This window comes from Nonomuraea sp. NPDC050663 (assembly GCF_044456985.1).
Taxonomy (GTDB): Bacteria; Actinomycetota; Actinomycetes; order Streptosporangiales; family Streptosporangiaceae; genus Nonomuraea.
Genome location: NZ_JBITGL010000014.1, coordinates 194,692 through 218,100, shown reverse-complemented (window position 1 = coordinate 218,100; position 23,409 = coordinate 194,692). Strand labels below are relative to the sequence as shown.

Annotated in this window: 23 protein-coding genes; 8 read left to right on the top strand and 15 right to left on the bottom strand. The window is 72.7% G+C overall.

Annotation, left to right across the window (positions count from 1 at the left end; genetic code table 11):
• Positions 1 to 15: 15 nt before the first annotated feature.
• The 4 genes from ACIBH1_RS35245 to ACIBH1_RS35230 all read right to left on the bottom strand — a co-directional run bounded on the left by ACIBH1_RS35245 (position 16) and on the right by ACIBH1_RS35230 (position 4,690).
• On the bottom strand, positions 16 to 360 hold the full coding sequence (locus ACIBH1_RS35245) for a VOC family protein (RefSeq protein ID WP_397318343.1): 345 nt from the start codon (positions 358 to 360) through the stop codon (positions 16 to 18).
• Between the two features lie 131 nt (positions 361 to 491).
• Positions 492 to 2,069 carry a Na+/H+ antiporter gene (locus tag ACIBH1_RS35240; protein ID WP_397318342.1) on the bottom strand — a complete coding sequence of 526 codons (1,578 nt, stop codon included), beginning with the start codon at positions 2,067 to 2,069 and terminating at the stop codon, positions 492 to 494.
• Between the two features lie 33 nt (positions 2,070 to 2,102).
• Positions 2,103 to 3,317, bottom strand: coding sequence for a CapA family protein (locus ACIBH1_RS35235; RefSeq protein ID WP_397318341.1), 1,215 nt, complete (start codon positions 3,315 to 3,317; stop codon positions 2,103 to 2,105).
• Positions 3,318 to 3,382: 65 nt separating this feature from the next.
• Complete coding sequence (locus ACIBH1_RS35230; protein ID WP_397318339.1) at positions 3,383 to 4,690, bottom strand: hypothetical protein; 1,308 nt, start codon at positions 4,688 to 4,690, stop codon at positions 3,383 to 3,385.
• Positions 4,691 to 4,925: 235 nt separating this feature from the next.
• Between ACIBH1_RS35230 and ACIBH1_RS35225 the strand changes: the two genes are divergently transcribed.
• The 4 genes from ACIBH1_RS35225 (at position 4,926) to ACIBH1_RS35210 (ending at position 8,843) form a co-directional block, all read left to right on the top strand.
• A complete protein-coding gene (locus ACIBH1_RS35225) occupies positions 4,926 to 6,893 on the top strand; it encodes an ATP-dependent DNA helicase (RefSeq protein WP_397318338.1) in 1,968 nt (655 codons plus the stop codon).
• Positions 6,894 to 6,944: 51 nt separating this feature from the next.
• Positions 6,945 to 7,907, top strand: a complete 963-nt coding sequence (locus ACIBH1_RS35220; RefSeq protein WP_397318336.1) for an RNA polymerase subunit sigma-70 — start codon at positions 6,945 to 6,947, stop codon at positions 7,905 to 7,907.
• A gap of 81 nt (positions 7,908 to 7,988) precedes the next feature.
• A complete protein-coding gene (locus ACIBH1_RS35215; protein WP_397318335.1) occupies positions 7,989 to 8,387 on the top strand; it encodes a hypothetical protein in 399 nt (132 codons plus the stop codon).
• A gap of 30 nt (positions 8,388 to 8,417) precedes the next feature.
• Positions 8,418 to 8,843, top strand: a complete 426-nt coding sequence (locus ACIBH1_RS35210; protein ID WP_397318334.1) for a nitroreductase family deazaflavin-dependent oxidoreductase — start codon at positions 8,418 to 8,420, stop codon at positions 8,841 to 8,843.
• A gap of 229 nt (positions 8,844 to 9,072) precedes the next feature.
• On the opposite strand, the gene ACIBH1_RS35205 is transcribed toward ACIBH1_RS35210, so the two are convergent.
• On the bottom strand, positions 9,073 to 9,558 hold the full coding sequence (locus ACIBH1_RS35205) for a hypothetical protein (RefSeq protein WP_397318333.1): 486 nt from the start codon (positions 9,556 to 9,558) through the stop codon (positions 9,073 to 9,075).
• A gap of 122 nt (positions 9,559 to 9,680) precedes the next feature.
• Here ACIBH1_RS35205 and ACIBH1_RS35200 point away from each other — a divergent pair, with 122 nt between their 5' ends.
• The gene (locus tag ACIBH1_RS35200) at positions 9,681 to 13,130 is read left to right on the top strand and encodes an ATP-binding protein (RefSeq protein WP_397318332.1); all 3,450 of its coding nucleotides are present in this window, start codon (positions 9,681 to 9,683) and stop codon (positions 13,128 to 13,130) included.
• Here ACIBH1_RS35200 and ACIBH1_RS35195 read toward each other — a convergent pair.
• From ACIBH1_RS35195 to ACIBH1_RS35165, 7 genes are all read right to left on the bottom strand, one after another.
• Positions 13,093 to 13,848 (bottom strand): SGNH/GDSL hydrolase family protein, encoded by a 756-nt coding sequence (locus tag ACIBH1_RS35195; RefSeq protein WP_397318331.1) that lies wholly within the window; start codon positions 13,846 to 13,848, stop codon positions 13,093 to 13,095. The two genes, ACIBH1_RS35200 and ACIBH1_RS35195, sit on opposite strands and share 38 nt — an antisense overlap.
• The gene (aroQ, locus tag ACIBH1_RS35190; RefSeq protein ID WP_397318330.1) at positions 13,845 to 14,270 is read right to left on the bottom strand and encodes a type II 3-dehydroquinate dehydratase; all 426 of its coding nucleotides are present in this window, start codon (positions 14,268 to 14,270) and stop codon (positions 13,845 to 13,847) included. Before aroQ ends, ACIBH1_RS35195 begins: the two co-directional genes overlap by 4 nt.
• On the bottom strand, positions 14,267 to 15,337 hold the full coding sequence (gene aroB, locus ACIBH1_RS35185; RefSeq protein WP_397318387.1) for a 3-dehydroquinate synthase: 1,071 nt from the start codon (positions 15,335 to 15,337) through the stop codon (positions 14,267 to 14,269). Before aroB ends, aroQ begins: the two co-directional genes overlap by 4 nt.
• Positions 15,338 to 15,357: 20 nt before the next feature.
• Positions 15,358 to 15,861, bottom strand: coding sequence for a shikimate kinase (locus ACIBH1_RS35180; RefSeq protein ID WP_397318329.1), 504 nt, complete (start codon positions 15,859 to 15,861; stop codon positions 15,358 to 15,360).
• Positions 15,858 to 17,039 carry a chorismate synthase gene (gene aroC / locus ACIBH1_RS35175; RefSeq protein WP_397318327.1) on the bottom strand — a complete coding sequence of 394 codons (1,182 nt, stop codon included), beginning with the start codon at positions 17,037 to 17,039 and terminating at the stop codon, positions 15,858 to 15,860. The genes ACIBH1_RS35180 and aroC overlap by 4 nt, the downstream gene beginning before the upstream one ends.
• A gap of 47 nt (positions 17,040 to 17,086) precedes the next feature.
• The gene (locus tag ACIBH1_RS35170) at positions 17,087 to 17,731 is read right to left on the bottom strand and encodes a prepilin peptidase (RefSeq protein WP_397318326.1); all 645 of its coding nucleotides are present in this window, start codon (positions 17,729 to 17,731) and stop codon (positions 17,087 to 17,089) included.
• 103 nt (positions 17,732 to 17,834) lie between these two features.
• Positions 17,835 to 18,428: an SseB family protein gene (locus ACIBH1_RS35165; RefSeq protein WP_397318325.1), complete on the bottom strand. Its 594-nt coding sequence runs from the start codon at positions 18,426 to 18,428 to the stop codon at positions 17,835 to 17,837.
• Positions 18,429 to 18,542: 114 nt separating this feature from the next.
• On the opposite strand from ACIBH1_RS35165, the gene ACIBH1_RS35160 reads away from it, so the two are divergent.
• Complete coding sequence (locus ACIBH1_RS35160; RefSeq protein WP_397318323.1) at positions 18,543 to 18,980, top strand: RpiB/LacA/LacB family sugar-phosphate isomerase; 438 nt, start codon at positions 18,543 to 18,545, stop codon at positions 18,978 to 18,980.
• Between the two features lie 30 nt (positions 18,981 to 19,010).
• Positions 19,011 to 19,952, top strand: coding sequence for an ankyrin repeat domain-containing protein (locus ACIBH1_RS35155; RefSeq protein ID WP_397318322.1), 942 nt, complete (start codon positions 19,011 to 19,013; stop codon positions 19,950 to 19,952).
• A gap of 65 nt (positions 19,953 to 20,017) precedes the next feature.
• On the opposite strand, the gene ACIBH1_RS35150 is transcribed toward ACIBH1_RS35155, so the two are convergent.
• Positions 20,018 to 21,181: an MFS transporter gene (locus ACIBH1_RS35150; RefSeq protein WP_397318320.1), complete on the bottom strand. Its 1,164-nt coding sequence runs from the start codon at positions 21,179 to 21,181 to the stop codon at positions 20,018 to 20,020.
• Between the two features lie 73 nt (positions 21,182 to 21,254).
• Here ACIBH1_RS35150 and ACIBH1_RS35145 point away from each other — a divergent pair, with 73 nt between their 5' ends.
• A complete protein-coding gene (locus ACIBH1_RS35145; RefSeq protein WP_397318319.1) occupies positions 21,255 to 22,280 on the top strand; it encodes an ROK family transcriptional regulator in 1,026 nt (341 codons plus the stop codon).
• Between the two features lie 10 nt (positions 22,281 to 22,290).
• Here ACIBH1_RS35145 and ACIBH1_RS35140 read toward each other — a convergent pair whose 3' ends face one another.
• Positions 22,291 to 22,836: a hypothetical protein gene (locus tag ACIBH1_RS35140; RefSeq protein WP_397318317.1), complete on the bottom strand. Its 546-nt coding sequence runs from the start codon at positions 22,834 to 22,836 to the stop codon at positions 22,291 to 22,293.
• On the bottom strand, positions 22,833 to 23,396 hold the full coding sequence (locus tag ACIBH1_RS35135) for a TetR/AcrR family transcriptional regulator (RefSeq protein WP_397318316.1): 564 nt from the start codon (positions 23,394 to 23,396) through the stop codon (positions 22,833 to 22,835). Before ACIBH1_RS35135 ends, ACIBH1_RS35140 begins: the two co-directional genes overlap by 4 nt.
• Positions 23,397 to 23,409 lie beyond the last annotated feature (13 nt).

Genomic DNA, 23,409 nt, shown 5'->3' with positions numbered 1-23,409 from the left:
CCGGCTCCGTGGCGCCTATCGGTCCTGGAGCAACCCCAGAACATTACCGTCCGAATCGATCACGGTGGCCACCACGCGTCCGGGGCCGACCTCGCGCACGGCCTCCTTCACGGTCGCCCCCGCGGCCGTCAGCTCCTCGAGCTTGGCCTCGATGTCGGCGACGTGCCAGTAGGCCACCGGACCGGTCATGCCCTGGTCCGCTCCGCCCGGGACCAGCCCGATGTGCTGTCCCCCGACGTCGTAACCGACATAGTAGGACGAGTCAGCGGTCGGCTGCTCACCGAGCAGGGCGGTGTACACCTTCTTCGCCTTCTCCAGGTCGGACACCGGGTGAAGGACGGTCTTGATGCCCTCGGTCATATCGAGTTCCTGCCGTTTCGCGTCGAGGGCCCGCCCGCTCGTGACGGGTGGTGCCCATGGCGTTCACGCTACGTGGGGGCTCTCGACCTGCGCTTCTCGATTCGTGACCGGTCTGTCAAAGCCTGACCGGATCAGCGCTCCAGGATGGCTTCCTCGAAGTCGAGCTCGGCCATGACGCGGCGCAGCACCTCGTCGTCGATGCGCCGGGTGTCGCGCAGCCGTACGAACACCCCTCGCTCGGCTTCGAGCATCTCCAGACGCAGCCGGCGGTACAGGGTGCTGGGCGTCTCCGAGCCGTCCTGGCCGGTGCCGCCGCCCAGGCGCTCCCAGGCGTTCAGGGCCCGGCGCTCGGTCTTGGCCCGCAGCTGGGAGACGACGTCGGCGACGATCTCGTCGGTCAGTCCCTCGCGCTGGATCGCCGCCTCCAGGGCGGCGGTGCCGGCGGCGATCGCCTCCTGCTTGGCCGCGGCCTCGGTGAGGTCGTCCTGGAAGTCCTCCTCGGCGGAGGAGATCTTCAGGCGCCTGATCAGGATCGGGAAGGTGAGGCCCTGGACGAGCAGGGTGCCGAGCACGGTGGTGAAGGTCAGGAAGGCGACCAGGTCGAGCTCGGGGTATTGCAGGATGAAGATGAACGCCGCGGCCAGCGAGACGACGCCTCGCATGCCCGCCCAGCCGACGACCACCACGTTCGACATCGGGGGCCGGTTCTTCTGGAAGTAGGAGAACGGGACGAGCCAGACGAAGCGGGCGAGCACGGTGACGGCGAAGACGACCAGCGCGTACAGCACGAGCTGCCAGCCTGAGTAACCCTTGGGGATGACCTGGAGGAACAGCAGCCCGATGAGGGCGAAGACGACCGTCTCCAGGAAGAAGTCGAGCACCTTCCAGACCCCGTCGGCCACCAGGCGGGTGCCGAAGCCCATGCGGTGCATGCGGTTGCCGATGTAGAGGCCGACGATCACGACGGACATGACGCCGGAGGCGTGCACCATCTCCGCCGCCAGGTAGGAGGCGAACGGGATGAGCAGCATCACGGTGTTCTCTACCAGCGAGTCGCGCAGCCGCTCCAGGATCCAGCCGAAGACCAGGGCCAGCACGATGCCGATGACCGCGCCCACGACGGCGGAGTAGAGGAACTGGCCCGTGGCGCTCAGCAGGGTGAAGGCCTCACCGCCGATGGCGCCGAGCGCCACGCGGAAGGCGGTCAGCGCGGTGGCGTCGTTGAACAGGCTCTCGCCGACGAGGATCGTCAGCGCGCGGCGGGGCAGGCCAAGCCGCCGGCCCACCGCGACCGCCGCCACCGCGTCGGGCGGGGCGATGACCGCGCCCAGCACGAACGCCGCCGCCATCGGCAACGAGGGCACCATCCAGTGCACGACCAGGGCGACCACCGTCATGGTGAACAGCACCAGCCCGACCGACAGCAGCGCCACGGGCTTCTTGACGTCGCGCAGGCGCAGGTAGGAGCTGTCGAGGGCGGCCGAATAGAGCAGCGGCGGCAGGAACACGAACAGGATGAGCTCGGGCTCGCTGACGAAGATGTCGAGCACGAGGTCGTCGGGCATCAACGGCGAGACCAGCAGCCCCGCCAGCACCAGCAGCAGCGGCGCGGGCCAGCCGCGGCGCCTGGCCGCCCAGGCCACCGCCAGGCCGCCGGCGGCCAGGAGCAGCACCTGAAGCACCGTCGCCAGCTCGATGCCAGACTCCACGCCAGACTCCCTACCTCGGCAACCCCGATGGAACTATTTCAGCAGCGGCACCCGTTCACCCAGCGACCTGACCACCTGCGCGACGGACGGTGAGCGCGTGACGGCCAGCCTGATCGGCGGGCCGGCACCGATCTTCGTGGGCGCGAACGACGGATGCACTCTCCATCCATCCGCGGTTCGCTCGAAGCGGAACCAGGCGATCGCGCCCTCGTGCGTGGCCGCGATCCCGGCCGACGGATTGGCCACCTGGTTGCCCAGGCCGTAGGCGACCCACTTGTCGCCGATCCGCTCGAACGGCTGCACCACGTGCGCATGGTGGCCGACGACCAGGTCCACCGACGGCGAGCCGAGCAGCGCCCTGGCGACCCTGCGCTGCTCGGCGGTGGGCGCGTGGCGATACTCCTCGCCCCAGTGCAGGCTGACGACCACCACGTCGGCGCCCTCCCGCCTGGCGCGGGCTGCCGCCGCGGCGATCTTCCTGGGCGCCAGGCCGACGTTGACCATCCACGGCTTGCGCGGCGGGAGGGGCAGGCCGTTGGTGCCGTAGGTGTACGACAGGTGGGCGACCTGCACGCCGTTGGCGTTGTAGAGCGTGATCAGCCTGGCCTCGTCGGCGGTGCGCGCCGACCCCGCGTAGCGCAGGCCCGCGCGGTCGAGGGCCTGCAGCGTACGGATCACGCCTGGCTCGCCCTTGTCGACGGTGTGGTTGGAGGCGGTCGAGCAGCCGTCGTAGCCGATGCGCTTGATCGCGGTGACGACCTGCGGAGGGGCGCTGAAGGTGGGGTAGCCGCTGAACGGGCCGCGCCTGGGCGCCAGCGGCGTCTCCAAATGGCACAGGGCCAGGTCGGCGCCGGAGATGACGCGGCGGATGCCGGAGAACATCGGCAGGAAGTCGGGGCGGCCGCCCCCGTCGGAGCGCGCCTGGGCGACCAAGGGCTGGTGCAGGAGGATGTCGCCGGTCATGGCGAGGGTGAAGGAGTCGGCGAACAGCGGCTCGCCCGGCTGCGCGAGCGGGACGGCCTCCCTCTTCGCCGCCGGCGTCGTCTGCCAGGCGACCGTCGTCTCCGTGCCCGGCAGCGACCGGCTGGGCGCGGCGAAGAACGGGGCCACGCCGGAGCCGTGCCAGCCGGGGCGCGCCGGGTCGGTCCTGGCGTGTGCCGGGGCGGACTGCAGGGCGGGGGCGCCGACGAGACCGGCGGGCAGGCTCACGGCCGCCAGCAGGGCCACACGGGCAAGATCCTTGCGCACGGGACGCAGGCTAAGGCCTGCGCCCCGTCCCGGCGATCACGGATTGCCCACGCTTGGCGTAAGCGCTACCAGTTCCTGTCGTCGTACTGCTGGTCCGGCCGCAGCCGCTCGCCGGTGACGAACATCTCGTCGCTGACGTAGGGGCGGGAGATGCCGGGCTCGGGCTGCTGCTGCGGAGTGGCCAGAGCGAGCAGCGAGTCGACCGGGTTGGGCGCCTGCGGCGGCTGCTGCTGGGGATGGCCCTGGTCGCGGGAACGCCGGCCCGCGCCGGGGATGCCGTGCATGGGCGTGCCGAGGCCCGGCGTGCTCGGACCGGGAACGGGCTGGGCGGCCATCTGCTGGCCGGTCTGGTGGCCGGTGTAGTGCTGCGGCGGCAGCTGCTGGCCCCGCTGGCCGAACGGATCCTGCTGGCCGAAGGGGTCTTGCTGGCCGAACGGATCCTGCTGGGCGAACGGGTCCTGCTGCTGGGCGAAGGGGTCGGGCTGCTGGCCGTACCCGCCCTGGCCGCAGGGGTCGGCAGGGCGCTGCGCCGCGAACGGGCCGGTGGCGTGGGGCGGCTGCGCGGCGTAGGGGTCGGACGCGTGCTGCGTCGCGAACGGGTCGTGGCTCGGCTGGGTGTTCGGCTGGGGCGCGAACAGGTCGCCCGGCGGTGCCGGGCGCTGCTGGCCGTAGGCGTCGGCGGGCTGGCGCCCGTAACCACCCTGGCCGTAGGGGTCGCCCTGGCCGCCCTGGCCGCCCTGGCCGTACGGGTCGCCCTGGCCGTAGGGGTCGCCGGGCGCCTGGCCGTACGGGTCGGCGGAGCGCTGGCCGTACGGGTCGGCGGGCGGGGTGGCCAGCCCGAGCGGGTCGGAACGCCGGATCTGGGGCTCGCCGGGAAGCTGGTAGACCGCCTCGCCCGAAGCGGCTGCGGCCATCGGCTCGGCGTAGTAGGAGTCGCGCGGCGCCGTGGTCTCGCCGAAGGAGGCGACCAGCTTGTCGGGCGGCGCGGGAGTGCCGCGGGCGACGAGCACGTCGCTGGGCGACATGGCGGCCGTGGGGCGCTCGTCGAGATGGCCGGGTGGCTGGCCGGGCGGGAAGCCCTCGGGCGGGCGGTTGTACTGCCCGGTGCCGGGGATCGGCTCCTCGCCGACGACCGTTCCGGACGCGCCGACCGCGGGCTGCTCGCCGGTGGCCTCCGCGTAGCCGTCGTCGAGGGTGTCGAGGAGGCGGCCCACGTCGTCCATGGGCATACGGAAGCTTCCGGTGCACATCTCGCCTCGCCACAGGCTCAGCACCAGGGTTCCCTCGTGCCAGGTGACCCGAAGGCACCGCTCCTGACCTCGGGCATCGAAGAACACTTCGCCGAACGACGGCAGGGGCACAACTTCCGACATGGAGGACATTTTTCCTTTACCAGCCCGTATTCGTCCACTCAGCCTCTGAAAACCCTGCAAAATCGGGCTTCTCACCGGTCACAGGAAGATCTTTATTGAACCTTCCGGTCGTTTCGTCAGTGTGCCACGGGGTGACCCGAGGCGGGTCCAGGACCGCCAGGATGCGTATGTCCGGGGTCATGGTTGTCCACAGACCGGCCCGGAGCGGGGTGCGGATCGGGGTAGCGTTGTCGCCGTGCCGGACTCCCTCCTTCCCCCTGTCGAAGAACTCCTCAAGGCCGCCGTCTCCGCCCTCGGCGGGAGCGAGAGACCAGGTCAGGTGAGCATGGCGCGTGCCGTGCAGCACGCGATCGACAAAGAGGAGCATCTGGCCGTCCAGGCTGGCACCGGCACCGGAAAGTCCCTGGCCTACCTCGTGCCGTCGATCCGCCACGCGATGGGCTCCGACACCACCGTGGTGATCTCGACCGCGACCATCGCGCTCCAGCGCCAGCTCGTCGACCGCGACCTGCCACGCCTGGCCGAGACGATGGCCAAGGAGCTGCCCCACGAGCCGTCCTTCGCGATCCTCAAGGGCCGGCGCAACTACCTGTGCCGCTACAAGGCCACCGCGGGCTGGCCCGACGACGACGAGGGCGACCAGCTCTTCGACCCGCGCGAGGTGAGCGCGACCGGGCGCATGGTCCAGCGCATCCAGGAGTGGGCCGAGACCACCGAGACCGGCGACCGCGACGAGCTGGTGCCGGGCGTCAACGAGCAGGCCTGGCGGCAGTTCTCCGTCAGCGCCAAGGAGTGCCTGGGCGGCCAGCGCTGCCCCAGCGCCGGCGAGTGCTTCGCCGAGCTGGCCAAGGAGCGGGCGGGCGAGGTCGACGTCGTGGTGACCAACCACGCGCTGCTGGCCATCGACGCCATGGAGGGCATGGCGATCCTGCCCGAGCACGACGTGGTGGTCGTCGACGAGGCCCACGAACTCGTCGACCGGGTGACCTCCGTGGTGACCGACGAGCTGTCGGAGAACTCCGTCTTCCTGGCCGTGCGCCGCGTCGCGCGCCTCATCGACCAGCCGATCTCCGACCGGCTCCAGGAGGCGGGCGAAGACCTCAAGGCGCTGCTGGCCGCCGCCCCCTCCGGCCGCATCGACGAACTGCCCCAGGTGCTCGGCCTCACCCTCGCCCTGGTCCGCGACTCCGCCCACGCCTGCATCACCGCCATGGGCTCGCGCAACGCCGACAAGGACGACCCCGAGAAGGGCGGCCAGCGCAAGATGGCCTTCGCCGCGCTCGACGAGGTCCACGACACCGCCGTGCGCATGCTCGACGCCTACGGCCACGACTCCGAGGTCGACCGCGCCGAGGTGGTCTGGCTCGAAGCGGGCACCGACCGGCGCCCGCCCATCCTCCGCGTGGCGCCCCTGGGCGTCGGCGGCATGCTGCGCGACAAGCTCTTCGGCGACCGCACGGTCGTGCTCACCTCCGCCACGCTCGCCCTCGGCGGCACCTTCGACGGCCTGGCCAAGCAGTGGGGCCTGGCCGACGGCGAGTGGGAGGGGCTCGACGTCGGCTCGCCGTTCGACCACCCGCGCGCCGGCATCCTCTACGTCGCCAAGCACCTGCCCCAGCCGGGCCGCGACGGGCTGCCCGAGGCCTACCTCGACGAGATCGCCGAGCTGATCGGGGCGGCGGGCGGGCGCACACTCGGGCTGTTCTCCTCGATGCGCGCCGCCAAGGCCGCCACCGAGGCGCTGCGCGAGCGCATCGACGTGCCGCTGCTGTGCCAGGGCGACGACTCGACCATGCTGCTGGTCAAGCAGTTCGCGGAAGACGAGCCGACCTGCCTGTTCGGCACGCTGTCGTTGTGGCAGGGCGTCGACGTGCCGGGGCCCTCGCTGCGGCTGGTGATCATCGACCGGGTGCCGTTCCCGCGGCCCGACGACCCGCTGACCTCGGCCCGGCAGCGCCATGTGGCGGCTCGCGGCGGCAACGGGTTCATGGCGGTGGCGGCCAACCACGCGGCGCTGCTGCTGGCGCAGGGGGTGGGGCGGCTGCTGCGCTCGCACGACGACAAGGGCGTGGTGGCGGTGCTCGACCCCCGGCTGGCGACCGCGCGTTACAGCGGCTTCCTGCTCAACTCCCTGCCGCCGTTCTGGCGCACCACCGACCCGGCGGTGCCGCGGGCGGCCCTCAAGAGGCTCGCGGGCGACTAGGGTCTGGGGGCACACAACCACTGGCGTGTACGACGGGGCGAGGTGGTGACCATGGACGGCGGGGGCTTCTCCGAGCTGGCCGAGCGGCACAGGCACGAACTGCGGGTCCACTGCTACCGCATGACCGGCTCGTTCACCGACGCCGAAGACCTCGTCCAGGAGACGCTGCTGCGCGCCTGGAAACACCGCGCCACCCTCACCGACCCCTCGGCGCTGCGGGCCTGGCTCTACCGCATCGCCACCAACGTCTGCCTCGACATGCTCGCCGCCCCCTCCCGCTCGCGCGAGATCGTCATGACCGCCGACTCGGGCGGCGGTGACGCGCGCTCGCCCCTGGCCGAGATCACCTGGCTGCAACCCTTCCCCGACCACCTGCTCGACGAGGCCGAACGCGGCCCGGAGGCGGTGGCGATCGCCAGGGAGACGGTCGAGCTGGCCTTCCTGGCCGTCATCCAGCACCTTCCCGCCAGGCAGCGGGCGGTCCTAATCCTGCGCGACGTGCTGGGCTGGCCGGCCGACCAGGCGGCGGCAGCGCTGGAGATGAGCGTCCCCGCGGCCAAGAGCGCCCTGCAGCGGGCCAGGGAGACCCTGCGCACCACCCTGCCGACCGACCGCCACGAGTGGGGCTCGGCGGCGGGCGAGCGGGAGCGCGAGGTGCTGCGCCGCTACATCGCCGCCTCGCAGAGCGCCGACGTCGACGAGCTGGCCACGCTCCTGCGCGACGACGCCCGCCAGGCCATGCCGCCCGCGAACCTGCTCTTCGACGGCAGGCAGGCGATCGTCACGATGTGGCGCGAAGCCCTCGCCGGCGGCCATGCCGGCGACGAGTGGCGCACGGTCGAGATCGCCGCCAACCGGCAGCTCGCAGTCGCCAACTACGCGCGCAGGCCCGGCGAGAGCCGCTTCACCGCGGTCAACATCGACGTGCTGCGCTTCGAGGACGGCCTGATCGCCGAGATCACCACGTTCGGGGCCGATTTGCTGCCCGCCTTCGGCCTGGAGACAACCCTCTAGAAAAATCTTGAGAAGGACCGATTCCTTTCTCCGCGCCGTCCGGTCTCACGGATATCACTGACGAACGAAGGGACCGGAATCATGTCCGACGTCAAGGCACTCGACCGGCTCGTGGGCACCTGGAAGGTCACCGGCGGCGCCGAGGGCACCGTCACCTACCGCTGGATGGACGGCGGCCACTTCCTCCTGCAGGACGTGGAGCTCGGCGGCGAGAGCGGCCTGGAGATCATCGGCCACGAGAAGCCCTTCGGGAGCGAGACCCCCGACCCGGAGATCAAGTCGCGCTACTACGGCAGCAGCGGGAGCACCCTGGCCTACGTCTACGAGATCGACGGCGACGAGCTGACGATCTGGGGCGGCTTCAAGGACTCGGGCGCCTGCTACCGGGGCACGTTCAGCGCCGACGGCGACACGCTGAGCGGAGCCTGGGAGTACCCCGGTGGCGGCGGCTACGAGTCGGTCGCGACCCGGGTCCGGTAAGACCGGCGTGGCCGGGTTAGGGTGATCGTCATGGACGAGATCCACGACAGCCCGACCGGCTGGGTCGCCAAGCACATCAAGCAGTACGTGGAGTCCGACGGGGCCAAGGGGCACCAGTTCCACGGTGCCCCCACCCTGCTGCTGACCACCACGGGACGCAAGAGCGGCCTGCTTCGCCGTACCGCCCTCATCTACGACCGCGACGGCGACGACTACGTCATCGTGGCCTCGCTCGGCGGCTCGCCCAAGCATCCGCTGTGGTACCTGAACCTGGTCGACGACCCCAAAGTCGGGGTCCAGGTGGAGGCCGACAGGTTCGACGCGGTCGCGCGTACGGCCACGGCCGAGGAGAAGGCCCGGCTGTGGCCGCGGATGGTCGAGGTGTGGCCCGCGTACGCGGACTACCAGAAGAAGACCAGCCGTGAGATCCCCGTGGTGATCCTTTCCAGGCAGTAGAGACCCGATCCGGCCGGATCCGGCGCGAGCGTGGACATCCTCGCGGCCTCGGCCTCATGAACCCCTTGATGAGGCGCGTGGCGAACGTGAGATGTCCACGCTCGAGGCCCCGGAGCCATTGACCAGATGACACCCTGAGCCCGCACCGGAAGCCGGCCGAGCCCCAGTCCTTCCGGCCGGCCTCCAAGATTCCAGGCTAGAGGCGGCCGCTATAGATCCCCTATAGGTCTCAGCCCTTGCCGGTGATCTTCAGGACGACGCGGTAGTCGTACTTCGTCTGGTGCTTGCCGCTGACCTGCTTGGTGGTGGAGTACGCGTATGCGCCGACCTGCAGGTTCTTGCAGTCCTTCCACTTGACGCGGAACGAGCCCAGGTTGGTGCCGCCGCCGGCGGCCGGGGGCTTCACCTCGCGCAGGCTGAACCTCGCGTCGCTGTCCTCGTCGACCGTCGTGGCCGCGTTGTCGAAGGCGGAGCCGTAGAAGGTGTCGCCGGTCCTGAACTTCTTGTAGAAGCCGTCGCCGGGGTAGAGGTTGCCGCCCGCCTTGATGCGGATCTCGTCGCGCCCGTCCCGCTCGGCGACGTCTCCCGCGTACACCGAGTAGACCGAGACTGAGCAGTAGGTCGCCTTCGTGCCCGCCGTGGCGGCGTGGGCGGGGGCGGCTGGGACGAGTCCGGCTGTCAGGACGATCCCGCAGAGGATGGAGCGTCGGCGCATGATGGGTCCTCCCCGTGGAGTGTTCGCCCCAGGCTGCGGAGCCGGCCGTCAGTGCTTCGTTAAAGGCCAGCTCAGCGCTGGTGCGTGGACGGGTCGCGCGGGCCGTTCTAGCGTCCCGTCGTATGGGAGACCCGCTCAGGATCCTGCTTCTGGGCCCGCCGGACCTGCTCCTGGGAGACCGGCCGCTGCCGATCAGGTCGGCCAAGGCCCGCGCGCTCCTGTATTACCTGGCGGCCACGCGGACGCCGCGCTCGCGGGCCGAGCTGGCCGGGCTGCTGTGGGGCGAGCGCCCCGACGCGCGGGCCCGCGGCAGTCTCCGGCTGGCCGTCCTGGAGCTGCGTCGCGACGCGGGGGCCTGGCTCGACATCTCCCGTGACCGGATCGCCCTGCGGCTCGGCCCCGGATGCTTCGTCGACCACGCGGCGCTCGCCGGGGAGCCCGGCGTGGAGCAGGCCCTGCGGTTGTGGCGCGGCGACTTCCTCGACGGGGTCGGCCTCGACGACGCGCCCGCGTTCACCGCCTGGCTGGAGGGCGAACGGCAGCGCACGCGCCTGATGCTGCGCCAGGTCGTGCTGCGCCATGCCGGCCATCCCGACGCCGCCCTGGTGCGGCTCGCGCGGGTTTTGACCGCGCTGGATCCGCTGGACGAGGAGGCGGGACGGCTGCTCATGGCGGCCCTGGCAGGCACCGGCAACCGGGCGGCGGCCCTGACCTCCTACGAGGCTCTGCGACGCGGGCTGCGGGAGGAGCTCGGCGTGGCTCCCGCTCCGGAGACCGTGGCGTTGCGGGAGGAGCTCGCGCGGGCCGGCGGCCGGGAGGAGCTCGCGCGGGCGGGCGGCCGGGCGGCTCCCGGCGTGTCCGGGCGGGCCGGGCTTCCCGTGCCGCGCACCTCGCTCGTGGGGCGGCGGGCGGAGATCGAGCAGGTGCTGGCCCTGCTCGTCACCGAGCGCCTGGTGACCCTGCACGGGCCGGGAGGGGTGGGCAAGACGCGGCTGGCCATCGCGGCGGCGCAGCGGTGGGACGGGGAGGGCGAGCGGGCCTTCGTGTCGTTCGTGGGCGTGCACGCGGAGGCGGTGGTCACGACGCTGGCCAGGCGGCTCGGGGTCGATCTGTCGCCGCCCCGCCCGGCGGAGGACCTGCTGGTCGCCGCGCTCGCCGATCGGCCGGTGTTGCTGGTGCTGGACAATCTGGACCATCTGCCGGGGTTCGACGTGGTGCTCGCGCGAGTGCTGCGGGCTGCTCCCGGTGTCCGGGTGCTGGCGACGAGCAGGCGGCGGCCGGCCGTACCCGAGCAGGTGTGCGTCGCCGTACGAGGGCTGGCGGGACCGACCGCGGAAGCGCTGTTCGCCGAACGAGCACAGACCGCCTCCCCCTGGGGGCAGGTCCCCAAGCCCGGAGGGTCACCGGCGCTGGTGGCGGCGGTCTGCGCGGCCACCGGCGGGCTGCCGCTGGCGATCGAGCTGGCCGCGAGCCTCCTGCGCGCGCTCCCCCTGGAGGAGGTCGCCCGGCGCCTGGCCACCGACCCCGACCTGCTCGCCGCCCCCGAGTCGGCGCCGCGCCGCCGCCACGGGTCGCTTCGCGCGGTCTTCGAAGCCTCCTGGCGCCTGCTGGACCCGCCGGCCCAGCAGGCCCTCGCCGCTCTGTCGGTCTTCCGCGGCGGCTTCACCCTCGACGCGGCCCTCGAAGTGGCGCCCACCTCCTGGCGCGTGCTGGTGCGCCTGGCCGACCACTGCATGATCCACCTCGACCCGGCCGGGCGCTACCACCTCCACCCGATCATCCAGCAGTACGCCGGATCGCACCTGCCGTATCGCGCGGAGCCCGAGGTCGTGGGCAGGCACACCGCCTACTTCGCCCGCCTCCTGCGCGGCCACGCCGTCGAGGACGGCCTGGACGGCGCGGCCGCCCGCATCCTCGGCGCGGAACTCGACAACCTGCGCCTGGCCCTGGCGCGCGGCGACGGCGACCCGTCGTTCCTGGACCGGTACTGGACGTTGTGCCTGCGGCTGAGGTTGTACGAGGAGGGGCTGGCGGTGCTCTCCCGCCGGCTGGAACGCACCGCCGACCCGTCCCGGCTGCGCGCCCGCTGGCTGCGGCTATCCGGCGTCATGCTCTACCAGCTCGGGCGCGACCCCGACGCGGCCGGCCACGCCGTGGCGGCCCTGCGCGCGCTGGACCGCGACTGGCCCGCGTCGGCTCCCGCCCTGATGACGGCGCTGGTCCGGGACGTACTCGGCCATCTGTGGCAGCGCGCGGGGGTCCAGGGCGTACTCGGCCATCTGTGGCGGCGCACGCGAGGCCGGGACGTGCTCAGCCGCTTGTGGCAGCGGGCGCCGGCCGCGCTCGGCCAGGTGCGGCGTCAGCGCGCGCGTGGCGGCGGGTGCGATCCCGACGCGGCGGAGGCCGCGCAGGCGCTGGCGCTGATCGCGCTGCTCGCCTACCGGCGCCACGACCTGGCCGCCATGCTCGCCGCCTCCGCCGGGCAGGCGAACACGGCCTGGCGGTCGGGGGACGCGGCGTTGCGGGCGGAGGCCTACGCGCACCTGGCGATCTCCTTACGCGTGGCGGGCCGCCGCCGCCTCGCCGACCGCATCGGCCACCGCGCCGACACCGACCTCGTACGGCACGCCGTGCCTTCCACGGCCGGCCCCGCCCCCTCGCGGCACGGCGTGCCCCCCGCAGGCCCTGTCCCCCCGCGCCACGAGTTCGGGCACGGCGACGCGGCCGATCGTGCCCGCCTCGCCCGCGGCCTGTCCCACCTCAACGCCGGGCGGCTGCGGGAGGCCCGGCTGGTCCTCACCGAGTGCCGTGGGCGCACGGTCGACCCCCGCCTGGCGGAGACCTGCGCGGGCCTGCTCGCCGAGACCGCCGTCTGGCAGGGCGACTTCGCCGCGGCCCGCGACCTGTTCGCCGAGACGGCCGAGCTGGCCGCATCACGGGTGGGTGACGAGGTGGGCCGCCACTGGTGCCTGACGGGCACCGCGGAGACCCTCTTGCGCATCGACGGGACCGATCCCGGCGAGATCCTCGCGATCCTGGAGCGGGCACGCGCCGCCGAGGAGCGCCGCCGTACGCACGGAGCGCTCCTGGGGGTGAGGGACGATCCGGCGGCGCGGCTGGTCCAGGAGATCCGCCTCCTCACCGCGACCGCCAGGCTGCACGCCCGGCCGGGCCCGCCCTCGGACCGCGACCCCAGGGCCACGCTCGCCGAACTCGACCACATCCTGGCGCTCGCCGCCCGTCTCCCCCGCACCCAGCCCGGCATGATCGAATGCTGGTCGGGCCTGGCGGAACTGGCCCATCTCCACGCGAGCACGCCCGACCGGGCGGCCCGCCGGCGCCTGCGCGTGCTCGACCGCCACCTGGCGCGCTACATCGACCGCTACCCCGGCGCCGCCGCCAGGCTCGGCTGGGGCAGGGCCCTGCTCCACCAGGCCCGGGGCCACCACCGCAGGGCCGGAGCCCACGCCCGCCGCGCCCTGGCCGCCGCCACCCGCATGGACGTCGCCTACGACGCCGGGCGGGCCGCCACCGTCAGCTCCAGGGACCCAGTTCGGGCCGCTTGGCCGTGACGTCGTCGCCCGAGGACGTGCCGCGCAGCCGCCGGTTGATCCACGGCAGCAGGAACTCCCGCAACCACAGCGCGTCCTCGCGGCGCCGCCGGCGCGGGTCGACCGCCTGCTCGGGCCAGGTGTAACGCCACGGATGCTCGGTCGGCACGCCGAGCAGGTCGAGGATCCGGGCGGCCACCAGCCGGTGCCCCTCGGAGTTGAGGTGGATCCGGTCGGAGCACCAGGCGCGCCGGTCGCGCAGCCCCTGCATCGACCACTGGTCGACGACGAGGCAGCCGTTCAGGTCGGCGATGGAGCGCACGTGCAGGTAGTACAGGGCGAACTTGCCCCGCATGCGCCGCATCAGCGGCATGTCGCGCGGGTCGACGCCGGTGAACAGCAGCACCTCGGCGCCGGTCGAACGCAGCTGGCGTACGGCTGCCGCCAGCCGCTTGGCCAGCTGGTCGGGGTCGCTGCCCGGCCGCATGAGGTCGTTGCCTCCGGCGCAGAAGCTGACCAGGTCGGGCGCCATCTTCACGGCCAGCGGCAGCTGGTCCTCGACGATCTGGTCGAGCAGCTTGCCGCGCACCGCCAGGTTGGCGTACTCGAAGGCGGGATCGTGCGCCGCCAGCACCTCGGCCACGCGGTCGGCCCAGCCGCGGAAGGTGCCGTCGGGGTAGGGGTCGCCGACGCCCTCGGTGAAACTGTCGCCCACGGCGACGTAGTTGCGGGGCGTCACAGGGCGGCCAGGGCTCGGAGTGCCAGGACGTACGACTGCATGCCGAATCCGGCGATGGTGCCGGTGGCCACGGCCGAGACCACCGAGGTGTGGCGGAACTCCTCGCGCGCGTGCGGGTTGGAGATGTGCACCTCGATGAGGGGCGCGGTGCGCTGCGAGGCGGCGTCGCGCAGGCCGTACGAGTAGTGCGTGAAGGCGGCGGGGTTGAGCACGACGGGGATCCGGCCGTCGGCGGCCTCGTGCAGCCAGCCGATCATGGTGGCCTCGTCGTCGGTCTGGCGCACCTCGACGTCGTAGCCCAGTTCCTCGCCGGTCTTCCGGCAGAGCTTGACCAGGTCGTCGAAGGTCTCGGCACCGTAGATCGACGGCTCGCGGGTGCCGAGCCGCCGCAGGTTGGGGCCGTTGAGGACCAGGACTCTCATCGCGACACCTCGTAGTAGGCGGCGTCGAGCATCTCCTCGCCCGGGTCTTCGAGGCGGCCCGGCCTGGCCAGGTCGTCGAGGACCACGAAACGCTGCTTGGCGCCGCGGTTCTTCTTGTCGAGCCGCATGTGGTCGCGCAGGTCCTTCCACGCGTCGCGGCGGTAGTGGGTCGGCAGGCCGACCGAGGTCAGGATGTCGCGGGTGCGGTCGACCAGGTCGGCGCGCCCGTCGAGGCGGCCCAGCTCGGCGGCGAACATCATGCCGATCGCGACGGCCTCGCCGTGGCGCATGTGGTAGTGCTCGTGGCGCTCGATGGCGTGGGCGAGGGTGTGGCCGTAGTTGAGGATCTCGCGCAGGCCCGCCTCGCGCAGGTCGGCGCCGACCACGTCGGCCTTGACCCTGATCTTGCGCTCGATGAGCTCGCGGGTGTGCTCGCCCGCGGGCGTGGTGGCGCCCTCGGGGTCGTCTTCGACCAGCATGAGGATCGTCGGGTCGGCGATGAAGCCACCCTTGATGATCTCGGCCAGGCCCGCGACGTAGTCGTCGCGCGGCATCGACGTCAGCGTCGCCAGGTCGCACAGCACCCCGGTGGGCGGCAGGAAGGTGCCGACCAGGTTCTTGCCCTCGGGGGTGTCGATGCCGTTCTTGCCGCCGACCGCCGCGTCGACCATGGCCAGCAGCGTGGTGGGCACCAGCACCACCTTGACGCCGCGCAGCCAGGTGGCCGCGACGAACCCGGCCAGGTCGGTCGTCGCTCCCCCGCCGACGCCCACGACGGCGTCGGAGCGGGTCATGCCGTAGCGGCCGAACGCCGACCACAAACCGGCGGCGACCTCGACGGACTTGGCCGCCTCCCCGTCGGGCACCGGCAGGTCGACGACCTCGAACCCGGCGTCCGTCAGCGCCGCCACGACCGGGCGCGACAGCTCCGGCAGGCTCGCCGGGTGGATCACCGCGACCGTGCGCACGCCCGCGCCCAGCAACCCGGGCAGCTCGCCGAGCACGTTCGTGCCGACCACCACGTCGTACGGCTGGTCGCCGCGCACGGTGATGCGGGTCGCTGGCATGTTGCCGTGGACGGGGACGCTCATCGGGACAGGCCCTCCACGATCTCCTCGACCAGCTCGACCGGCTTGCGCCCGTCGGTGACGACGGTCAGGACGGCCAGGCGCTCGTAGACGGGCCGCCGCTCCTCCATCAGCTTCTTCAGCTGGCTGCGCGGGTTGAGGACCAGCAGCGGCCGGGCCGAGCCCAGGCCGACCCGCTGCACCGCGTCGGCCAGGCCGACCTGGAGGTAGATGACCGGGTGGCCGGCGAGCAGCTCCTGGGTCGCCTCGCGCAGGATCGCGCCGCCGCCCAGCGACAGCACGCCGTCGTGCTCGGCCAGCGCCTGATGGACGGCCTGGGCCTCCAGCTCGCGGAAGCGCTCCTCGCCGTCCTCGACGAAGATGTCGCTCACCGGCTTGCCGGCGGCCGCCTCGACGTCGGCGTCGGTGTCGCGGTACTCCACGCCGAGGCGCTCGGCCAGCAGGCGGCCGAGAGTGGACTTGCCCGAGCCGGGCGGGCCGATGAGAACAGCCTTGAGTGTCACTTGATCACCATGGAAGACAGGTAGCCGGACAGGTTGCGGGCGACTTCCTCGACCGAGTCGCCGCCGAACTTCTCGAGGGCCGCGTCGGCCAGCACCAGCGCCACCATCGCCTCGGCGACGATGCCCGCGGCGGGCACCGCGCAGACGTCGGAACGCTCGTGGTGGGCCTTGGCGGCCTCGCCGGTCTTCACGTCGATCGTCGCCAGCGCCCTGGGCACGGTCGAGATCGGCTTCATCGCGGCGCTGACGCGCAGGATCTCGCCGTTGGTCATGCCGCCCTCGACGCCGCCCGCGCGGTTGGTGATGCGCTTGACGCCGTCGGCGGTGGTGTACTCGATCTCGTCGTGGGCGCGCGAGCCCGGCCGATGGGCCGTCTCGAAGCCGTCGCCGACACCCACGCCCTTGATCGCCTGGATGCCCATGAGGGCCGCGGCCAGGCGGGCGTCGAGGCGGCGGTCCCAGTGGGTGTAGCTGCCCAGGCCCGGCGGCAGGCCGTACGCCAGCACCTCGACGACGCCGCCGAGCGTGTCGCCGTCCTTGTGCGCCTTGTCGATCGTCTCGACCATCGCCGCGCTGCCGCCCGCGTCGAAGCAGCGCACCGGGTCGTCGTCGATGCGGGCCAGGTCGGCCGGGGTCGGCAGCTCCAGGCCGGTGGTGAACGTGCCGCCGATCGAGACGACGTGGCTGAAGACCTCGACGCCGAGTGCCTGCTTGAGGAAGCGCTTGGCGACCTCGCCGAGGGCGACGCGGGCGGCCGTCTCGCGGGCGCTGGCCCGGTCGAGCACGTTGCGGGCGTCGTCGAAGCCGTACTTCTGCATGCCCGCCAGGTCGGCGTGACCGGGGCGCGGGCGGCTGCGCGGGGCGTTGCGCGCCATGCCCTCGAGCTCGGCCGGGTCGACCGGGTCGGCCGCCATGACCTTCTCCCACTTGGGCCACTCGGTGTTGCCCACGCGGATGGCCACGGGGCTGCCCATCGTACGGCCGTGCCGTACGCCGCCCACGATCGAGACCTTGTCCTCTTCGAACTTCATCCGCGCGCCGCGGCCATAACCGAGCCTGCGGCGGCGCAGGGCCTCGTCGATCGCCTCGGTGGTGACCTCGACCCCGGCGGGGAGGCCCTCCATGATGGCGACTAGTTCGGGCCCGTGGGACTCTCCGGCGGTCAACCAGCGCAACATGCCGTCAAGTCTTCCAGATCAGACCCTGTGCACCGTCCGCGAGGCCACTAGGTGAGACAGACGGCGGCCAGAGCGCCGAGCAACATGAAGGGACCGAAAGGGATGTCCGTCTTCTTGTCTCGCTTTTTCACGACAATCACACCGATGCCGTAGAGCGCCCCCAGCACCTGCCCGCCCACCCCCGCCACCAACCACGCCTGCCAGCCCAGCGATCCCGCCACCAGCCCGATCAGCAGCGCCAGCTTCACATCGCCCAGGCCCATCGCCTCGGGCCTGATGAACCACAGGACGCCGTAGAACGCGGTCAACGCCGCCGCCCCGATCAGCCCGGCCACCACCTGGCCGGTAGGGATCAGCAGCAGCGCCGTGATCGCCGCGGCGGGCAGCGTGATCACGTCGGGCAGCCGGTAGGTCCGCCAGTCGATGAGCGCCAGAAGCGTCCCGGCCAGGCCCGCGAAGACGAACGCCACGAGGTACGGCTCCGCGGCCCGCCACGAGATGAGCGCCACCACAGCGGCGGTGCCCAGCTCGACGAGCGGCGGCCAGGCGGGGATCGGGGGGACCAACGCCGCCCTGGCCGCGCGCCGCGCCTCGGCCCGGGTGTCGGCGGGATCGGACTCGAAGGCGGCGGCGACGGGGCGGAGGTAGACGCCGGCGACGAAGCCGAGCAGCGCGAGAAGGGCGATCGTCACCGTCCCGACCTTAACGGGTGAGGCGGGGGCGGGGTTGAGCTATGCGCGGAGGCAGGGGTCGGGGGGAGACGGTGAGGGCGCGGCGCGGTGTTGCGGCGCGAGCTCAGCGGCGGCGGAACCAGCCGCGACGCTTCGGCGCCGCTTCCGGCACCCCTGCGTCGGACACCTCCGACACCTCGGGCACCTCTGACACCTCGGGTGCCTCGGCGATCCGCGCCACGGTCACCCCGTCGACCTGCGACAGCGTGCCCGACTCGACGGCGGCCATCACCTCCAGCACCTGCCCCTCGATCACGAACGACACCGGACCCGCCACGTCGACCACCACCGCGGCGGCCCCTTCGTGCACGGCCGCCTGACACACCGACAGCAGCGTCGACTGGATCGGCCGCGCGTCAGCCCGCCACCGCATCAGCGCCTCGGCCCCGGTGAAGGCCAGCACCGCCTCCCTGCCGTCCTGCCCGACCAGCTTGGGCAGGGCCATCTCGCTTTCCTTCTCCTGCTTCAGCCCGTGTGCGCCGACCTCGGACTCTGTCAGCAGGGCCACGACGGGCACCAGCAACCGGGAGCCGTTGAGGGCGGACAGGACCGCGGTGGCGTCGGCCGTACCGGCGGCGAAGGCGGACAGGGCGTCGGCGACCTCGGTCGAGGTGCTGCCGTCGTCGCTCGGGACGAGAGGCTGGGGAATGCTCGGCACAAACGTCGAGGCTACCGCCGTTCCCGGCCCTCCCACATCAGCCGGGCCAGCGCGCTTCCCGACACGTGCGCCGAGCGGTCTGCCAGCCACCCACCTGGAGCGGATAATGGCCCCATGCGGATCTCGGTGAGCGCGGACAGCCTCGACGGGGTGGCGGAGAAGGTCGTGGCCGAGTTGCGCCGGCGCGGCCACGAGGTGGTCACCCACGGCGCCCTGACCCCCGGCGAACGCGACGACTGGGCCTGGGCCTCGGAAGCGGCGGCCCGCGACGTCGGCGAAGGCAGGGCCGACCAGGCGGTGGTGTGCTGCTGGACAGGCACAGGAGCGGCGATCGCGGCGAACAAGGTGACGGGCGTGCGGGCCGCGCTGTGCGGCGACGCCTACACCGCCACCGGCGCCCGCACCTGGAACGACGCCAACGTCCTGGCGCTGAGCCTGCGGCTGACCTCCGAGGTCGTGCTGGCGGAGATTCTCGACGCGTGGTTCACCGCGGGCCCGAGCGACGACGAGACCGATCTGGCGAACATCGCCCACCTGTCGGAGATCCCTTGAGTGTCGGTGCCGCCGTGTAGTCATGGGCGGGTGACTGGTTGGATTCCCTTTCCCGGACATGACTGGAAGGACGCCGCCAAGGTCCGCGCGAGACTGGCCGCCGGCGCCGATCCCAACGCCGAGATCCGTCATCGCAGGCCGCCGCTCCACATGGCGGCGCGGCACGGCAGCCCGGAGGCGATCGGGGAGTTGGTGGCCGCGGGAGCCGTGGCCGAGGCGGTGCACCGGGGCCGTACAGCGTTGTGGGAGGCCGTCTTCGCCAACCGGCCGGACAACGCGCGGGCCCTGGTCGCGGCCGGCGCGGACCCGTGGCGGCCGATGATGGCGGGCTGGTCGCCCGGCCGGTTGAGCCTGGCCGGCAGGGAGCCGGGGCTGTTCGGCGAGCCACCGGGCGGGGTGGCCCTGAGCCCGGACGAGCGGGCGGCCGTCGATGAGGCGAGGCGGCTGATCGCGGTCTTCGGTGGGTTCGATTTCTACGGCAGGAGCCTCGCGTGCGCCGCCGGCCTCTCGGCGCGTGACGTCGCACGGCGGCTGGGGGCCGAGGTCGCCGAAGAGGAGCGCGTCGAGGAACTGCGGGAGGATCCGTGGGCGGGTGACGGCGACGAGTTGTCGATCGTCGGGGTGACCGAGGTGCAGGGCGGTTGCGTGGTCACGCAACCGTGGGCGTACGGCGCGAGCACTCCTGGGGTCGGGCGGCGGCTGTCGGCGGGGACGATCTGCCACACCGCCTATTCGAACCCCAAGAGTGGTCACCAGTGGCGGGAGTATCTGGACGGGGAGTACGTCGCGTCCGATGGCGTTCGGCTGGACGAGACGACGTCGGCCGACTGGATCTTGTGGGAGTTTCTCTACTTCGTTCAGCCGGTGGCGTTCGGCTGTGCCCGGGCCGGGCTGCGGCCGACCGACGACCGGGCGATCGCCGGCGAGCCCGATGTCTGGCTGCGGTTGCCGGACCTCGATTGGTGGGCGTGAGTCCTCTGGCCCCGCGGGGTGAGTGGAGCGGCATGGGCGTGACACGCCAGGCTCGCAGCGTGCGCTCAGCGCAGGGCGGGCTCGGGGGTCTGGGTCGGGGCGGGCTTGGGGCGGAGGGCGCCGGCGAGGGCTGACATGGCCACGAGGATCACGGCGACCAGCGTGAACGCCGTGGGGTAGGAGAAGGCGCCCGCGGCCCACCCCGTGATCGCCGGGGCCGTGAGGCCTGACAGGTAGGTGATGGTGGCCACGCCTGCCACGCCTTCGCCGGGGGTGGCGGCTGTGCGGCCGGCGGCGGCGAACACGAGCGGGACGACGACCGCGACTCCCAGGCCCAGCAGGGAGAAGCCGGTGATGGCCAGGAGCGGGGTGCGGGCGAAGACGACGAGGAGGGCGCCGAGGGCGGCGGTGGCGCCGCCGACCCTGACGACCGCGACCGGGCCGAAGCGCTGCACGATGCGGTCGCCCGACAGGCGGGTGCCGGCCATGAAGAGCATGAAGATCGTGTAGGTGGCGGCGGCCATGCCTGGCCCGGCGGAGGCGACTTCGGTGACGTAGACGGCGGCCCAGTTGGCGCTGGCGCCTTCGGCGAAGGTGCCGCAGAAGCCGACGACGCCGATGGCGGCGATGGCGCGGGTGGGCAGGGCGAAACGGCGGGGCGCGGGGACGTGGGCGCCGGCGGGCCCGTCGGCCAGCAGGCCCCGGCCGACCAGGACGCCGACTGCCAGCGTCACCAGCGACACCGCGGCCAGGTGGAGGCGGGCGTCGAGGCCGAAGTGGGCGGCCAGGACGCCGAGGCCGCCGCCGGCCAGGCTGCCGACCGCCCACATGCCGTGCAAGCCGGAGATGATCGGGCGGTCGAGGTGTTTCTCGACGACCACGCCGTGCGCGTTCATGACGACGTCGGACATCCCGGCGGCGGCGCCGTACAGCAGGAGCGTCGCGAAGAACCAGGCGAGTGAGGGAGACAAGGGGGGCAACAGGGCTGCGGCGCACCACAGGGCGATCAACAGGCGGGTGGTCGCACGGGTGCCGAACCGGTGGGCCAGCCGGCTGGCGGTCGGCATGGCCAGGAAGGCGCCGATGGAGGGGCACAGGAGGGCGAGGCCGAGGGTGCCGGGGCCCAGGTCCAGCTGGTCCTGGATCCATGGGATGCGGGTGGACATGCTTCCGGCGACCATGCCGTGGACGGCGAAGACCAAACCGATGGAGCGGTGGTGGGAGTTCATGCCCAAGAAATTAACAGGAAGGGTTCCTGATGAAAAGCCCTTTTAGGCAGGAACCCTGCTTATTATGGGAGGCGTGAAGACCGCCACCCCTTCGCTGGCCCGGGCGATCAACGACCGGCTGGCTCTCGACCTGCTGCTCGAGCGCGGGCCGCTCACCGCGCCCCAACTGCGCGAACTCACCGGGCTGTCGCGGCCGACGGTGTCCGATCTCATCGAACGGCTCCAGGCGCACGGGCTCATCGAGGTGACCGGCGAGTCCGGGGAGGACCGGCGGGGGCCGAACGCCAAGCTCTACGGGCTGGTGGCGGGGCTGACCCATGCGGTGGGGGTCGACGTGCGGCGCAGCGCCGTCCACGTGACGGTGGCCGATCTCACGGGGCGGGGGGTGGGCGAGGCGCGGAGCGCGCTCGGGCCACGGACGGCCGATCTGGCGGCGGAGATCGCCGCGACGGTGCGGGAGGCGGCCGACGGGCGCGACCTCAAGGCCGTCGTGCTGGGCGCGCCCGGGCTGGTGCATCCGCACACCGGCGAGGCGCGGGGCGAAGGGGTGCCGGGCTGGCGCACCGACCTGCGGACGGCGGTCCAGGCCCGGCTGCCCGAGGTCGAGACGGTGCTGGAGAACGAGGTCAACGTGGCGGCCATCGCGGAGCACCGCCTGGGTGCCGCGGCCGGGCGCGACGACTTCGCGCTGATCTGGCTCGACGACGGCGTCGGCGGAGCGATCGTGCTCGACGGAAAGCTGCGGCGGGGGGCCTCGGGCGGGGCGGGCGAGGTCGGACTGCTGGAGCTCGACGGCGAGCCGTTCTGCTGCGCGATCGAGAACACCCGGGCACTGGGCACGGCTTCGGACGAGCTGGTGGAGCTGGTCGCCGCCAGCGTCTTCACGGTGGCGTCGGTGCTGGATCCCGGGCTGGTGGTGCTGGGCGGGTCCATCGGACGGGCGGGCGGCGCCGAGCTGGCCGGGCTGGTGCAGGAGAAGGTGGCCGCGCGGTCTCCGGCGCCGACCGAGATCCGGGCGAGCACGGTCGAGGGCAATGCGATCCTGCAGGGTGCCGTGCTGACGGCGCTGGCGCTGGCCAGGGATGCCGCCTTCGCCTGATGGGCGCCGGTCAGCGGGCGGCTGGGCTCTCCGGGAGCAGGTGGGCCAGGAGGAGCTTGATGAGGAGGAGCGGGGCGAACCACGACAGGGCCGCGGGCAGGGCGGGCAGGAGGGCCAGAGCCAGCGCGGTGGCCGCGAAGGCGGCGGGGCGCTTCAGGGACGCGGGCGTGAACTCCACGGCCAGGGCTGCGGCCAGGGTGATCAGGTAGATCGTCGCCGCCGCCCGCCACGTCACTCCGGGTACGGCCCAGGCCAGGAGGAAGGGCTGGACGTGGACGGCCACGAAGAGCAGGTGGTGGCGGGCGGTGCGGCCCGGGCGGTGGAACCAGCGTTTGGCCGAGGTCGTGGCGTTGACGACGGCTCCGCCGTACAGGTCGAAGGCCACCAGGGCGATGAGGGCGACGGCGAGGGCGGGCAGGGACGCGCGGGCGGCCAGGACGGTGGCGACGGCGGCGCCGGCGAAGGCGACGCCGAAGCTGAGCGACACCTCGCCGCGCGTGGCGCCAGGGGCGATGAGGCGGTCGGTGAGACTGACACGGGTGCCGTCGGGTGTCATGCGCGGATTCCTTCCACGCACACGTCGATGACCGGGCCGGCGAGGGCGGGCAGGTCCAGGGCGGGGTCCACGAGCCACTGCACCAGGCAGCCCTCGATCGCGGCCACGATCACCGCGGCGTGCGCCCGCCCGATGCCGGGCCGCAGTTGCTGCCCCGCCTCCTCCAGCAACCCCCCGATCACCTCGCGGTAGTCGCGGTAGAGGGCTGCCATGTCGAGCGGCGCGGCCGTGGACCACAGATCGACCAGCACCCTCGCGTGGTCGGGGTGCTCGGCGAGCATCCCGAGCGTCCCCCTGATCAACGCCGCCAGCCGCTCCAGGGGCGGCCCGTCGCCGAGCGAGGACAGGACCCGCTCGGCGCGTTCCGCGTAGGCCGCGAACACGCCCTCCAGGACGGCGTCGCGGCTGTCGAAGTAGAGGTACACGCTGCCCTTGGCGATGCCGGCCTCGGCGGCGATGTCCTCGATCCTGGAGGCGGCGAAGCCCTTGCGGGCGAAGACTCGCACCGCCGCCTCCAGGATCGCCTCGCGCTTGGCCGCCCTGTCCACTCGTTTCGGCATGAATCGTATTATG